This window comes from Escherichia sp. KTE31, assembly GCF_000407925.1.
Classification (GTDB): domain Bacteria; phylum Pseudomonadota; class Gammaproteobacteria; order Enterobacterales; family Enterobacteriaceae; genus Escherichia; species Escherichia ruysiae.
The window spans coordinates 991364-1006849 of record NZ_KE136722.1; the positions used below are offsets into that span (position 1 = coordinate 991364).

11 protein-coding genes are annotated in these 15486 nt (G+C 50.3%); 9 read left to right on the top strand and 2 right to left on the bottom strand.

The annotated features are described in order from the left end of the window. Positions 1–2: 2 nt before the first annotated feature. The 4 genes from WES_RS16140 (at position 3) to WES_RS16125 (ending at position 8105) form a co-directional block, all read left to right on the top strand. A complete protein-coding gene (locus WES_RS16140; RefSeq protein WP_000023939.1) occupies positions 3–1430 on the top strand; it encodes a LutB/LldF family L-lactate oxidation iron-sulfur protein in 1428 nt (475 codons plus the stop codon). Next, positions 1423–2118: a LutC/YkgG family protein gene (locus WES_RS16135; protein WP_016159247.1), complete on the top strand. Its 696-nt coding sequence runs from the start codon at positions 1423–1425 to the stop codon at positions 2116–2118. Before WES_RS16140 ends, WES_RS16135 begins: the two co-directional genes overlap by 8 nt. Before the next feature lie 731 nt (positions 2119–2849). Continuing rightward, positions 2850–6875, top strand: coding sequence for an autotransporter outer membrane beta-barrel domain-containing protein (locus WES_RS16130; RefSeq protein WP_016159246.1), 4026 nt, complete (start codon positions 2850–2852; stop codon positions 6873–6875). 141 nt (positions 6876–7016) lie between these two features. Further along, positions 7017–8105 (top strand): EAL domain-containing protein, encoded by a 1089-nt coding sequence (locus WES_RS16125; protein ID WP_016159245.1) that lies wholly within the window; start codon positions 7017–7019, stop codon positions 8103–8105. Between the two features lie 41 nt (positions 8106–8146). Here the strand turns inward: WES_RS16125 and WES_RS16120 are convergent, their stop codons facing one another. After that, complete coding sequence (locus WES_RS16120) at positions 8147–9079, bottom strand: LysR substrate-binding domain-containing protein (protein ID WP_001084385.1); 933 nt, start codon at positions 9077–9079, stop codon at positions 8147–8149. 91 nt (positions 9080–9170) lie between these two features. After that, on the bottom strand, positions 9171–9668 hold the full coding sequence (locus tag WES_RS16115; RefSeq protein ID WP_016159244.1) for a DUF1097 domain-containing protein: 498 nt from the start codon (positions 9666–9668) through the stop codon (positions 9171–9173). Positions 9669–9925: 257 nt separating this feature from the next. On the opposite strand from WES_RS16115, the gene WES_RS16110 reads away from it, so the two are divergent. The 5 genes from WES_RS16110 (at position 9926) to WES_RS16090 (ending at position 15483) form a co-directional block, all read left to right on the top strand. After that, positions 9926–10531, top strand: coding sequence for an ankyrin repeat domain-containing protein (locus WES_RS16110; RefSeq protein ID WP_016159243.1), 606 nt, complete (start codon positions 9926–9928; stop codon positions 10529–10531). Positions 10532–10570: 39 nt separating this feature from the next. Further along, positions 10571–11434, top strand: coding sequence for an oxamate carbamoyltransferase subunit AllH family protein (locus tag WES_RS16105; RefSeq protein ID WP_016159242.1), 864 nt, complete (start codon positions 10571–10573; stop codon positions 11432–11434). Continuing rightward, a complete protein-coding gene (gene fdrA, locus WES_RS16100; RefSeq protein WP_016159241.1) occupies positions 11424–12971 on the top strand; it encodes an acyl-CoA synthetase FdrA in 1548 nt (515 codons plus the stop codon). The genes WES_RS16105 and fdrA overlap by 11 nt, the downstream gene beginning before the upstream one ends. After that, complete coding sequence (locus WES_RS16095) at positions 12971–14389, top strand: YlbE family protein (RefSeq protein WP_016159240.1); 1419 nt, start codon at positions 12971–12973, stop codon at positions 14387–14389. Before fdrA ends, WES_RS16095 begins: the two co-directional genes overlap by 1 nt. 143 nt (positions 14390–14532) lie before the next feature. Continuing rightward, entirely contained in the window at positions 14533–15483 is a 951-nt protein-coding gene (locus tag WES_RS16090; RefSeq protein WP_016159239.1) for a carbamate kinase family protein, read from the top strand. The last annotated feature ends 3 nt before the right edge of the window (positions 15484–15486 follow it).

Sequence of the window (15486 nt, forward strand, 5' to 3'; positions counted from 1 at the left end):
AGATGTCGATCAAAACCAGTAATACAGAATTTAAGACACGCATCCGTCAGCAAATTGAAGATCCGATCATGCGCAAAGCGGTGGCAAACGCGCAGCAGCGTATTGGTGCAAATCGGCAAAAAATGGTTGATGAATTAGGGCACTGGGAGGAGTGGCGCGATCGTGCTGCCCAGATACGTGATCATGTTCTGAGTAATCTTGACGCTTATTTGTACCAGCTCTCAGAAAAAGTGACGCAAAACGGCGGTTACGTCTATTTTGCAAAAACCAAAGAAGACGCTACCCGCTACATTTTGCAGGTCGCCCAGCGTAAAAATGCGCGGAAAGTGGTGAAGTCGAAATCAATGGTGACCGAAGAGATTGGCGTCAACCATGTGTTGCAGGATGCTGGCATTCAGGTGATTGAAACCGATCTGGGGGAATACATTCTCCAGCTGGATCAAGATCCGCCATCTCATGTTGTGGTTCCGGCCATTCATAAAGATCGCCACCAGATCCGCCGGGTGCTACACGAACGTCTGGGCTATGATGGCCCGGAAACGCCTGAAGCGATGACCTTATTCATCCGTCAAAAGATCCGCGAAGATTTCCTCAGTGCTGAAATCGGTATTACCGGCTGTAATTTCGCGGTGGCAGAAACCGGTTCGGTATGTCTGGTGACTAATGAAGGTAATGCGCGAATGTGTACCACGCTGCCGAAAACGCACATTGCGGTGATGGGTATGGAGCGTATCGCCCCCACGTTTGCCGAGGTTGATGTATTGATCACCATGCTGGCGCGCAGTGCTGTTGGTGCGCGTTTGACGGGATATAACACCTGGCTGACAGGACCGCGCGAAGCGGGGCACGTTGATGGTCCTGAAGAGTTTCATCTGGTTATTGTTGATAACGGACGCTCCGAGGTGCTGGCCTCTGAATTTCGTGATGTGCTGCGCTGTATTCGCTGCGGAGCCTGTATGAATACCTGTCCGGCATATCGCCATATTGGCGGTCACGGATATGGCTCTATTTACCCAGGACCAATCGGCGCGGTGATTTCTCCACTGCTTGGCGGCTATAAAGATTTTAAAGATCTGCCCTACGCCTGTTCTCTATGCACAGCCTGTGACAGCGTTTGCCCAGTGCGTATTCCGCTGTCGAAACTGATTTTACGCCATCGTCGGGTGATGGCTGAAAAAGGGATAACAGCAAAAGCAGAGCAACGGGCGATCAAAATGTTTGCTTATGCCAATAGTCATCCGGGGTTGTGGAAAGTCGGAATGATGGCTGGCGCCCATGCGGCAAGCTGGTTTATCAATGGCGGCAAAACACCGCTCAGGATCGGCGCAATTAGCGACTGGATGGAAGCACGCGATCTTCCTGAAGCTGACGGAGAGAGTTTCCGTAGCTGGTTTAAGAAACATCAGGCGCAGGAGAAAAAGAATGGATAATCGGAGCGAATTTTTGAACAACGTTGCTCAGGCACTGGGTCGCCCGCTGCGACTTGAACCGCAAGCAGCAGATGCGCCGCTTAACAATTATGCTAACGAGCGGCTTACCGAACTTAACCAACAGCAGCACTGTGATGCGTTTATCCAGTTTGCCAGCGATGTCATGTTGACGCGTTGTGAACTGACCAGCGAGGCGCAGGCGGCAGAAGCGGCATTACGTTTGTGTAAAGAGCTGGGAGATCAGTCGGTCGTGGTCAGTGGCGACAAGCGACTGAAGGAACTGGGGATCAGTGGGCGTTTACAGCAGGAATGCAATGCCGTCGTGTGGGATCCAGCGAAAGGTGCCGAGAATATCGCTCTGGCGGAGCAGGCGAAAGTTGGCGTTGTGTATGCTGAATATGGCTTAACAGAGTCGGGAGGTGTGGTGCTTTTTTCCGCCGCCGAGCGCGGACGTTCATTGAGTCTGCTACCTGAGTCCTCTATTTTTATCCTGCGTAAAAGCACTATTTTGCCCCGAGTGGCGCAGCTGGCAGAAAAATTGCACCAGAAAGCGCAGGCCGGTGAACGTATGCCATCCTGCATTAACATCATCAGTGGCCCCAGTTCAACAGCGGACATTGAGCTTATCAAAGTTGTTGGGGTTCACGGGCCGGTGAAAGCGGTGTACCTGATTATTGAGGATTGTTGAGAGAGATTGGCGGCCATTCTGGTAAGAACATCCAGAATGGCGCTGTCATATTGAAAGGAATAACTGCTCTATCTGGGCGTTCAGAAACTGGAGCGCATATACCAGAGTGATGAAAAAACAGGCAGTTAAAACACCCGTTCATTTGTGTTATGTTTGGTGGATAAAAATAAACCGAACGTCGACTGTTTGTGTCATTATAGTTTTACGTTGTAAAGATTTAGTGTGAAAATCCACGCTTATATATTTACAGCATTCAGATGCTTCCTTGTAATAACAGTCAAATCCCGCTGAGATTTTTTCTTTTCTTAATAAGATGTTATATTTTTGCTGAATGGATTCAGTCCTAAAGCAGTATATTATTTTTAATAAGACAAATCTTATATTTATATACTCATTTAGTGTTACCAATTTTTCTTATATTAATATGGGGTCTCAATGCTTTGCTTTGGACTATATTTTGAGTTGATCTGCATTCGTAGATACATATAATGCGCCTGTGTTCAAAACTGGAAGTTAATGTAAGGATGATGTTGCGGTTGTTAATTTGGAAAACGTGTCCAGTGGAGAGTTAGCCCTATATTACCCTCTGAACTGTATGCCTGAATAATACAGTTTTCGATATTATGCAGTCTTTTTGAATTTTTATATCTCTCATGGGCCGAGGTACGGAATTTAATTCACCTCGGTGTATGAGAGCTTGGTTTTGTCTGGATGCATTGCTGGAGAGTCTCATGAATAAAATATATCGGCTAAAGTGGAACAGGTCCCGTAACTGTTGGTGCGTTTGCTCTGAGCTGGGAAGTAGAATAAAAGGAAAGAAGGCAAGGGCCGTTTTAATTAGTGCGATAGGTTTATATTCATCTTTGGCGTTCTCTGGTGATGTCACCGTGAACCAAGACAAGACTATTGATTTTGGCAAGGCCGATCAGAACATCGATTACCGTATAACGGTTACTGATAATGCTAATCTGGTTATCGACGTTACAGACACTTCTCGTCCACGTTTTACGCTCAATTCTGGTGGTGGGTTGGATATCACCGGAGGCAAAGTGTATATCAATGGTCAGCTTGATGTACTGCTGAAAGGGACGGGATTTCTAAACGTTTCAAATGCCGGTAGTGAATTGTATGCTGATGATCTCTATGACTCAAACTCCGGCTCCTGGCACGATCGCGGCTATTTTAATGTCTCCAACGGCGGCAAAATTCATGTTAAGGGCACCAGTCGTCTGACTTATACGCAGGGAAATGTCAGTGGCGAAGGCAGCCAGGTAAATTCCAAAACTTTCTTCATGGGCGTTTACAGCAGTTACGGCGGAGATCAGTACCTGTCTGTTAATAACGGTGGTGAAGTTAATGCCAGTGAGCAAATTAGTCTGGGCTATTATAATCAAAACTCCGATACCACACTTGCTGTTTCAGAAGGCGGCAAAATTTCTGCACCGAAAATTAGTTTAAGCACTAATTCGGAGTTGGCGTTAGGTGCACAGGAAGGGAGTGATGCGAAAGCGGCAGGGATTATTGATGCCGAAAAAATTGAGTTTGTGTGGGCTTCGACATCCGAAAAGAAAATTACATTAAACCACACGGATGATAACGCGATTATTTCCGCTAACATTGTCAGTGGTAGTGAGGGGCTGGGCAATATCAATGCGCTCAGTGGCACGACTTACTTAACCGGTGACAATTCTGCATTTAGCGGCAAAGTAACGATTGGCCAGAATGGAGCTTTGGGGATCACTCAAAATATAGGCACGGCAGATATCTCTAATCGCGGAAAATTACACCTGAAGGCTGACGATAGCATGACCTTTGCCAATAAGATCTCCGGCAACGGTACAATCAGTATCGACAGTGGGACGGTTGCTTTGACCGGTAATAATTATGCATTTAGCGGATATATTGATGTTGCCTCCGATGCTGTAGCTGTTATTACTGAAGAAAAGAACATCGGTAATGCGGATCTGGATGTTGATGGCAAATTGCAAATTAATGCCAACAAAGATTGGGTATTTGATAACGATCTTCAAGGTAAAGGCATTGTTGAAATAGACATGGGGAATCATGCATTCTCCTTCGATGAGTTTGCTTACACCGACTGGTTCCAGGGTTCACTGGCGTTCCAGAACACGACATTTAACCTGGAACAGAATGCTGAGTTTCTGCAGAGAGGCGGGATCACTGCGGGTCAGGGAAGTCAGATAACGGTGGGTAATGGTACTCACTCCATTAGCACTCTGGGATTCTCCGGCGGAACCGTTGATTTTGGTGCTCTGACAACTGATGCACAGATGACAGAAGGAACCGTCAAAGTTAGCAAAACGCTGGATCTACGGGGCGAGGGGGTTATTCAGGTTGCCGACCGCGACGTTGTAAGCTCTGTCTCTCGTGATATTGACTCTGCATTATCGCTCACTGAAGTTGATGATGATAACAGCGCCATTCTGCTGGTTGATGCGCAAGGGGCGGAGGTGCTGGGGGATGCGGGCAATCTGCAATTGCAGGATAAAAATGGACAAACTCTCTCCAGCAGTGCGCAACGTGATATTCAGCAGAATGGGAAAAAAGCTGCCGTTGGCACTTATGACTATCGTCTGACGAGTGGAGTAAATAATGACGGCCTGTATATCGGCTATGGCCTGACGCAGCTTGATTTGCAGGCTACTGACAGCGATGCGCTGGTGCTGAGTGCCAATGGTAAAAGCGAGAATGCCGCCGATCTCAGCGCAAAAATTACCGGTAATGGTGACCTGGCATTCAGCAGCCAGAAAGGCCAGACCGTATCGCTTTCTAACAAAGACAACGACTATACCGGTGTTACCGATCTGCGTAGCGGGACGCTCTTGCTGAATAACGATAATGTGTTGGGGAATACCCAGGAACTGCGTCTGGCGGCAGAAACTGAAATGGATATGAATGGTCATAGCCAGACCGTGGGTACGCTCAATGGTAGCGCCGATTCGCTGTTGAACTTAAACGGCGGAACTCTGACTCTTGCCAACGGGGGCACTGCAACCGGTTCATTAACGGGAAGCGGGAAGCTGAATGTTCAGGGCGGCACGCTGGATATCGCGGGCGATAACAGCAGTCTGACGGCGAATATGAATATTGCTAACTCAGCTCATGTCCTGGTAAGTCACGCGCAGGGATTGGGTAGCGCAAACGTTGAGAACAACGGCACCCTGGTGTTGAATAATAGCGGTGAAAAAAGAGCGGCTGTGCCTGTGAGTTACAGCCTGGGTGGCAATTTGACCAACAACGGCACGCTGATGACCGGGATGTCAGGACAGCAAGCGGGCAATGCGTTAGTGGTGAAGGGGAACTACCACGGTAATAACGGTCAACTGGTTATGAATACGGTACTGAATGGCGATGATTCAGTGACTGATAAACTGGTTGTTGAGGGCGATACCAGCGGCATGACGTCCGTTACGGTGAATAACGCTGGCGGTACAGGCGCTAAAACCCTTAACGGTATCGAACTTATCCATGTAGGTGGTAAGTCCGAGGGGGAGTTTGTTCAGGCGGGGCGTATCGTTGCGGGCGCGTATGACTACACTCTCGCACGTGGTCAGGGGGCAAACAGCGGTAACTGGTATCTGACCAGCGGTGGTGAGTCAGTTGAACCGCAACCGGAGCCAGAGCCGATGCCGAATCCGGAGCCGAATCCGGAGCCGAATCCGACACCGAATCCGGAGCCGAATCCGACACCGAATCCGACACCGAATCCGACGCCAGAGCCAACGCCTGTTCCTGACCAGAATCTGGATAATGACCTGCGCCCGGAGGCTGGTGGTTACATCGCGAACCTTGCGGCAGCAAACACAATGTTTACCTCCCGACTGCATGAACGTCTGGGGAGCACATACTATACCGATCTGGTAACGGGTGAGCAGAAACAAACCACCATGTGGATGCGTCATGAAGGGGGCCATAACAAATGGCGTGATGCAAGTGGCCAGTTGAAAACCCAAAGCAATCGCTATGTTCTGCAACTGGGGGGCGATATCGCGCAGTGGAGTATAAGTGGCAACGACCGCTGGCGTCTGGGCGTCATGGCCGGTTACGGCAACAGTGACAGCAAGACTATCTCATCGCGCACCGGTTATCGAACTAAAGCAAGCGTAAATGGTTACAGCACGGGGTTATATGCGACCTGGTATGCGGATGATGAGTCACATAACGGGGCGTATCTCGACAGTTGGGCGCAGTACAGCTGGTTTGATAACACAGTGAAAGGTGATGATTTACAGAGCGAATCTTATAAATCAAAAGGATTTACTGCTTCACTGGAGGCTGGATACAAGCACAAATTAGCTGAATTTAATGGCAGCCAGGGAACGCGGAACGAATGGTATATCCAGCCACAAGCACAGATTACCTGGATGGGCGTAAAAGCTGATAAGCATCGCGAAAGCAACGGTACTCTGGTGCGAAGCGAAGGAGACGGTAACATTCAAACCCGACTGGGCGTGAAAACCTGGCTTAAGAGCCACCATAAAATGGATGAAGGTAAATCCCGCGAGTTCCAGCCATTTATGGAAGTGAACTGGCTACATAACAGTAAGGATTTCAGCACTCGCATGGATGGCGTGTCAGTCTCTCAGGATGGAGCCCGAAATATTGCCGAGATAAAAACCGGGGTGGAAGGACAGCTAAATGCCAACCTGAATGTCTGGGGAAATGTGGGCGTTCAGGTTGCGGACAAGGGATATAATGACACCTCCGCGATGATTGGCGTTAAGTGGTCATTCTGAACTGAATAATTCGTAAAAGGAGAGGGAGTCGGATGAGTGACAATTCGACTCTCTGTATTATTTTCTTGCAGTCAGCTTTTTCTGCCAGAAAGGAGACAAGCGGATTTAGCTGGCGCACATGATTTAAGCAAGGTGTGTTAAATGGCTTCGCATGATTTGAGTGTTTTTCTTGAAGAGTTCGGGGCAACCGTTAATCTGACGTTGCCTGGTATTGTGTCCGAGAAAGAACGGCTTTTACTCAAGCTGCTGATGGAGGGGATGTCGGTTACAGAAATATCACAATATAGAAACCGCAGCGCAAAAACAATTTCACATCAAAAGAAACAACTGTACGAAAAACTCGGTATTCAGAGTGATATTACCTTCTGGCGGGATATCTTTTTTCAATATCATCCACAGGTAGTCACTGCCACAGGTAATACAAATAAATTTTATATCCCTGACAACCGTTGTCACCATATTGTCACGCCTGAAGCCATCAGCCTGGCGCTGGAAAACCATGAATTTAAACCATGGATCCAACCTGTTTTCTGCGCACAGACAGGGGTACTGACAGGCTGTGAAGTGCTTGTTCGCTGGGAGCATCCGCAAACGGGAATCATCCCGCCGGATCAGTTTATTCCTCTGGCGGAGTCATCTGGTCTTATCGTCATAATGACCCGCCAGTTGATGAAACAGACTGCGGATATTCTGCTGCCGGTAAAACATTTGCTGCCGGACAATTTCCATATTGGTATCAACGTCTCGGCGGGCTGTTTTTTGGCTGCGGGATTTGAAAAAGAGTGCCTGAACCTGGTCAAGAAATTAGGCAACGATAAAATCAAGCTGGTTCTTGAGCTGACGGAACGTAACCCCATTCCGGTAACGCCAGAAGCCAGAGCGATATTTGATAGCCTTCATCAGCACAACATTACCTTTGCGCTGGATGACTTTGGTACTGGTTATGCAACCTATCGTTATTTGCAGGCGTTTCCGGTCGATTTTATTAAAATTGACAAGTCGTTTGTGCAAATGGCGAGTGTTGACGAAATCTCCGGCCATATTGTGGACAATATTGTCGAACTGGCGCGTAAGCCCGGTCTGAGTATCGTGGCGGAAGGGGTAGAAACCCAGGAACAGGCGGACTTAATGATCGGTAAAGGCGTTCACTTTTTGCAGGGCTATTTGTACTCTCCGCCGGTTCCGGGTAATAAATTTGTCTCTGACTGGGTAATGAAAGCCGGTGGTTGATGTAAGCCGCTATTCAGGGTGCGTCGGGAGGTTGGCTGGTATCAATTCTCCCGATGCAGTAAATCCTGATAAATCTCCGTTAATATCCCTTTAGGCATAAATTGTTTTTTAATCCACTGCGTCACCTGGCCGGTGGCAGAGTGTTGGGTTGCCAGTAACATGCGTGAATCCTGGCGCGGGTTATGAATTTGTCGGATAACCAGCAGTGATTGTTCCATCGCTTCACGAACCATGTAATCTGGCAAAAAACCAATCCCTTCGCCCAGAATCTGACACTGACATTTGGTGTTGAAATCTGGCACCAGAATCGACTCCTGCCCATGCAGCAACCAGCCCACCTTTTTATTAATCGTATGCGCGGTGTCTTCCACCATAATATTAGGGTAGAGACGTAGCTGACTTTCAGCGATTGGCTCCGGTACAAAGGCTAACGGGTGATCCGGGGCGATAGCAAAAGCCCAGCGAATCGCGCCAATCTCGGTGTAATCAATGCCGCCACCGTCCAGCAGCGTGTCGGGTGCGCCGATGGCGATATTCGCCTGGTTATTGATAATCGCATCCCAGACGCCGTTATACACTTCAGTTGTTACGGTTATCTGGCAGGTAGGAAACTGCTTTTTCAGCACCTGTAATAAGCGTGCGGTGTGTTTAGGGGTATAAAGTAGCTGATTAATACAAATACGAACCCGTGCTTCTATGCCCTGTGAAATAGTATCGATGCTGCGTTTGATGGCGTGAAAATCATTCAGCAGGTCGGTAGCTTTGCGGAAAAAATAACGCCCGGACTCCGTTAACTCAATGCTGCGGGTATTGCGGGTAAACAGCACCACATCCAGCCCCGTTTCCATTCGCTTGATGGTGTAGCTAATGGCGGAAGTGGTTAAACCCAACTCTTCTGCCGCTTTACTGAAGCTGCCAAAACGCGCAGCGGTAGTAAACGCTAACAGGTTTTCTTCGGTAAAAATTGAGTTCATTAAACCATTCCCGCCATTTTCTAATATGAATTTCTCCAGTCACAACTGTAGAGGTATCGATTAAAGATAGATAATCATTTTTGAATAACTTTTAATACCCGTCGCTTTTAGTCGTCGCTTCGCTTAATTTTTGTCCGCCGTATTCCGAAATTATCCCCACGCAGTTACCCGCCAGAAAACCCAGTAACGTTACTGTCCAGTTCATCCCGCTGGCAAAAAATAGCGTCATGCCGAGAAAGCCACCGGGAATGAATGACAGTAACCAGAAACGTCCTTGCCAGACCACCACCGCCGAGAAGGGCACGGTAGTAATCACGCTTGCCCAGAATCCAGAAAGCCCACTTACAGAAGCCAGCCAGCCGGCAGTCAGCGCGGCGAAAAACGCCCACACCATCCCGGAATAATTAACCGCCAGGCTTCTGATAAACCCCGATTTACCGCCGCCTGCGGCATAAAAACTGCAAAAGGCGACGAAGCCAATCGTTCCTAATAATTCCCATCCCTGAGAGAGCCCGACATGTGAAGACACTAACTGCCAAAGCCCTGCACAAATACCGACGGTGACACCCGTTGCCGTGAGTCCGTTCATCTTGTTCCCCTCTGGTTAGACATGGACGATAGCTGCTCTTACATGTGCAGACTATAGAGAAATAAAACCGGATTGAGTGAAAGGGTATGGCGAGAAAGAGACAAATATTGCACTACCGCACACTGCGAAAAGATTATTGAACATCATTCAACAAAAAGGCGAAATACGGCGAATTAAATTTAAGCGGGTTCTTTTAGCTGAATTTCGTTGCTATTCTCAATTCATCGAAAACAGCCACAAAAACCAGGGAAATGTGAATGACTATAAAAAATCTACCTGCCGACTATTTATTGGCTGCGCAACAGGGTGATATCGATAAAGTAAAAACCTGCCTTGCGCTGGGTGTCGATATTAATATCTGCGATCGTCAGGGGAAAACGGCAATTACGCTGGCAAGTTTATATCAGCAATATGCTTGCGTTCAGGCATTAATTGATGCCGGAGCGGATATTAATAAGCAAGATCAGATATGTTCAAATCCTTTTTTAATTAGCTGCCTGACCGGTGATTTAACCTTGTTACGAATTATTTTAGCTGCTAAACCCGATCTTAATTGCGTAACCCGCTTTGGCGGCGTTGGCCTGACGCCTGCCTGTGAAAAAGGTCATTTAAGTATTGTGAAAGAGCTTTTGGCGCATACGGATATTAACGTTAACCAGACCAACCATGTTGGCTGGACGCCACTACTGGAAGCTATTGTGCTTAATGATGGCGGTATTAAACAGCAGGCGATTGTCCAGTTATTGCTGGAACACGGAGCCAGCCCGCATATGACCGATAAATATGGCAAAACGCCGCTGGAACTGGCGCGGGAACGCGGTTTTGAAGAGATTGCGCAATTGCTGATTGCCGCAGGTGCATAATCCGGGAGGCTTGCTATCGACACACCAGAAAGACGGTGTGTGTGGGCGCTAACTGCGGATGCGGATTTTCTGGCGCAGCGGGGGCAAGGACAGGTTGAACAGGTCTTTGCCAGAGCGGTAAATATCGCACTCCCGGCTCGCCAGCAGTTGCTGACGCTGCTTTGTGAAGAATACGACAATGCGCCAAACAGTTGTCGGTTGGCACTCACTCACTTTGATGGCCTGTTCCATCATGGCGAAAAAGTTCAGTTTGACGAGCACGGAATTACGATTGGTAAATATATTCATATAGATAAGCGTCGTTGCCAGCGTTGGCTGTCCCCAACCTTGCAAATGACCGCTGAGAATTTTCACCTTATCGCCTGGCAACAGTGGCACGACATTATTCATCAGCATCTGGGGGAAAATGAAACCCTGTTTAATTATCGCGGTGATAATCCGTTTTATCAGGCGTTAAATAAAGAATTACATATCAGGCGACGTGCTGTTATTCAGGCATTAAACGATAAACAAAATATCGCGTCAGCGGTCGCTAATATGATGGGGTTAGGGATTGGTCTGACACCTTCAGCCGATGATTATTTAACAGGTCTGGTGCTTGTTTTATTTATTTCCGGGCATCCGGTAGAAAAATGCAAAGAGGAATTTTATCTCGGTCTGCAACGCGGCAGAAATAATACCACGTTATTAAGTGCCATAACGCTGGAAGCCGCATTACAACAACGCTGTCGGGAAAATATTTATCACTTTATCCACGGCATCATTAATGACATCCCTGAGAACGCCACTCAGGCAATAGAAAAAATTAAACATATTGGCTCCAGTTCCGGCTGCGACATGCTGTATGGCATGGCCGATGGTTGTGCGCTGAGCCAAACCTACGGAGGGAATTATGTCAGTTAAAATAGTCATTAAACCGAATACCTATTTTGATTCTGTCTCGCTGATGTCCATCTCCACGCGTGCAAATAAACTCGACGGCGTCGAGCAGGCATTTGTGGCGATGGCGACCGAAATGAACAAAGGCGTGCTGAAGAACTTAGGGCTGCTGACGCCGGAGCTGGAGCAGGCGAAAAACGGCGACCTGATGATTGTCATCAACGGCAAAGCGGGCGCGGACAACGAGCAGTTGCTGGTGGAGATTGAAGAACTGTTCAACACCAAAGCGCAAAGTGGCTCGCATGAAGCGCGCTATGCCACCCTTGCCAGCGCCAAAAAGCATATCCCGGAAAGTAACCTGGCGGTGATTTCCGTTAACGGTCTGTTTGCCGCTCGCGAAGCGCGTCAGGCGCTGCAAAACGACCTCAACGTGATGCTGTTCTCCGATAACGTCTCGGTTGAAGATGAACTGGCGCTCAAGCAGCTCGCTCACGAAAAAGGGCTGCTGCTGATGGGGCCAGACTGCGGCACGGCGATTATCAACGGCGCGGCGCTCTGCTTTGGTAACGCCGTGCGTCGCGGCAACATCGGTATTATTGGCGCGTCCGGCACCGGCAGCCAGGAACTGAGTGTCCGCATTCATGAATTTGGCGGCGGTGTTTCGCAACTGATCGGCACCGGCGGGCGTGACCTGAGCGAGAAAATTGGCGGCCTGATGATGCTCGACGCCATCGGCATGTTAGAAAACGATCCGCAAACTGAAATCATCGCGCTGATTTCTAAACCGCCAGCGCCTGCGGTGGCTCGCAAAGTGCTGGAACGCGCGCGCGGCTGCCGTAAACCGGTAGTGGTCTGCTTCCTCGGTCGTGGCGAAACGCCTGTGGATGAACCAGGGTTACAGTTTGCTCGCGGCACTAAAGAAGCGGCGCTGAAAGCGGTGATGCTCTCCGGCGTGAAACAGGAACATCTCGACCTGCATACGCTTAACCAGCCGTTAATTGCTGATGTGCGCGCTCGCCTGAAACCACAGCAGAAGTACATTCGTGGCCTGTTCTGCGGCGGCACGCTGTGTGACGAAACCATGTTCGCGGTGATGGAAAAACACGGTGATGTCTACAGCAACATCCAGCCCGATCCTGAATTCCGCCTGCAAGATATCAACCGCAGCATCAAACATACCTTCCTCGACTTTGGCGATGACGACTTCACCAACGGCAAGCCGCATCCAATGATTGACCCCACCAATCGCATCAGCCGGTTGATCGAAGAGGCGCGCGATCCAGAAGTGGCAGTGATCGTGATGGATTTCGTGCTCGGATTTGGATCGCATGAAGATCCGGTTGGTTCCACCATCGAGGCGATCAAAGAAGCGAAGGCGATCGCTGCCGCCGAAGGCCGCGAGTTGATCATTCTCGCTTATGTGCTGGGCACCGATCTCGATACGCCATCATTAGAACAACAGAGCCAGATATTGCTTGATGCCGGCGTGATTCTGGCCAGCAGCAGCACCAATACCGGATTGCTGGCGCGTGAATTTATCTGCAAAGGGGAGGAAGCCTGATGAGCCCGTCACTGTTTAGCCAACCGTTGAACGTTATTAACGTCGGCATCGCCATGTTTAGCGATGACCTGAAAAAGCAGCATGTTGAAGTGACCCAGCTCGACTGGACACCGCCGGGGCAGGGCAATATGCAGGTGGTGCAGGCGCTGGACAACATTGCCGATTCACCGCTGGCGGACAAAATCGCTGCCGCTAATCAGCAGGCGCTGGAACGCATTATCCAATCGCATCCGGTTTTGATTGGCTTTGATCAGGCGATTAACGTCGTGCCGGGCATGACGGCGAAAACCATTCTTCACGCCGGGCCGCCGGTCACCTGGGAAAAAATGTGCGGCGCGATGAAAGGCGCGGTCACCGGGGCGCTGGTGTTCGAAGGGCTGGCGAAAGATCTCGACGAGGCGGCTGAACTGGCGGCTTCCGGGGAGATCATTTTCTCGCCGTGCCACGAGCACGATTGTGTGGGATCGATGGCGGGCGTCACCTCGGCCTCGATGTTTATGCACATCGTGAAAAACAAAACCTACGGCAACATCGCTTACACCAACATGAGCGAGCAGATGGCGAAGATTTTGCGTATGGGCGCTAACGACCAGAGCGTGATTGACCGCCTCAACTGGATGCGCGATGTGCAGGGGCCCATGCTGCGCGACGCGATGAAAATTATCGGCGAGATCGATCTGCGCTTAATGCTGGCGCAGGCGCTGCATATGGGCGATGAGTGCCATAACCGCAATAACGCCGGGACGACGCTGCTGATTCAGGCGCTGACGCCGGGGATTATTCAGGCCGGTTATTCCGTCGAGCAACAGCGCGAAGTGTTTGAGTTTGTCGCCAGCAGCGACTACTTCTCCGGCCCGACGTGGATGGCGATGTGTAAAGCGGCGATGGATGCGGCGCACGGCATCGAATACAGCACCGTGGTCACCACGATGGCGCGTAACGGCGTCGAGTTCGGCCTGCGGGTCAGCGGCCTGCCGGGGCAGTGGTTTACCGGCCCGGCGCAGCAGGTCATCGGCCCGATGTTTGCCGGTTATAGGCCGGAAGATTCGGGGCTGGATATCGGCGACAGCGCCATCACTGAAACCTACGGTATTGGCGGATTTGCTATGGCGACCGCGCCCGCGATCGTCGCGCTGGTGGGCGGCACGGTGGAAGAGGCTATCGATTTCTCCCGCCAGATGCGTGAAATCACCCTCGGCGAAAACCCGAACGTCACCATTCCGCTGCTCGGTTTTATGGGCGTGCCGTCGGCAATCGACATTACCCGCGTGGGTAGCAGCGGCATTCTGCCAGTGATCAACACCGCCATCGCCCATAAAGATGCGGGCGTCGGCATGATTGGCGCGGGCATTGTGCATCCACCATTCGCCTGCTTCGAAAAAGCCATTCTGGGCTGGTGCGAACGTTACGGCGTCTGACCTGCGTGTTTATGCCGGATGCGGCGTGAACGCCTTATCCGGCCTACAAGTGGCACGAGAATTTCCAGGCCTGATAAGCGTAGCGCATCAGGCAGTCTGGCGTTGGTCATAACCCCATCACCCTCTGTAGCGGACATAACAACATGAAAGAACTTGTGGTCGTTGCCATTGGTGGCAACAGCATTATCAAAGATAACGCCAGCCAGTCGATTGAGCATCAGGCGGAGGCGGTGAAAGCCGTCGCCGATACGGTGCTGGAAATGCTGGCTTCCGATTACGACATTGTGCTGACCCACGGTAACGGGCCGCAGGTCGGGCTGGATTTACGCCGCGCGGAGATTGCCCACGAGCGCGAAGGGCTGCCCTTAACGCCGCTGGCGAACTGTGTGGCGGATACGCAAGGCGGCATTGGCTATCTGATCCAACAGGCGCTGAACAACCGGCTGGCGCGTCACGGCGAGAAAAAGGCCGTCACCGTGGTGACTCAGGTGGAAGTGGATAAAAACGATCCGGGTTTTGCTCATCCCACCAAGCCCATCGGCGCATTCTTCAATGAAAGCCAGCGTGACGAATTACAAAAGGCAAACCCTGACTGGCGTTTTGTTGAAGATGCCGGACGGGGCTATCGCCGGGTTGTCGCCTCGCCGGAACCGAAACGTATTGTCGAAGCACCTGCTATTAAGGCGCTGATCCAACAAGGCTTTGTGGTGATTGGTGCGGGCGGCGGCGGAATTCCGGTGGTGCGCAGCGAAGCGGGGGATTACCAAAGCGTGGACGCGGTTATCGACAAAGATCTCTCTACCGCGCTACTGGCGCGTGAAATTCATGCCGACATTCTGGTGATCACCACTGGCGTGGAAAAAGTGTGTATTCACTTTGGCAAACCGCAGCAGCAGGCGCTGGATCGCGTAGATATTGCCACCATGACCCGCTATATGCAGGAAGGGCATTTCCCGCCTGGCAGCATGTTGCCAAAAATCATCGCCAGCCTGACGTTCTTAGAACAAGGCGGTAAAGAAGTGATTATCACCACGCCGGAATGCCTGCCAGCGGCGCTGCGCGGTGAAACGGGCACTCATATTATTAAAACGTAAGGA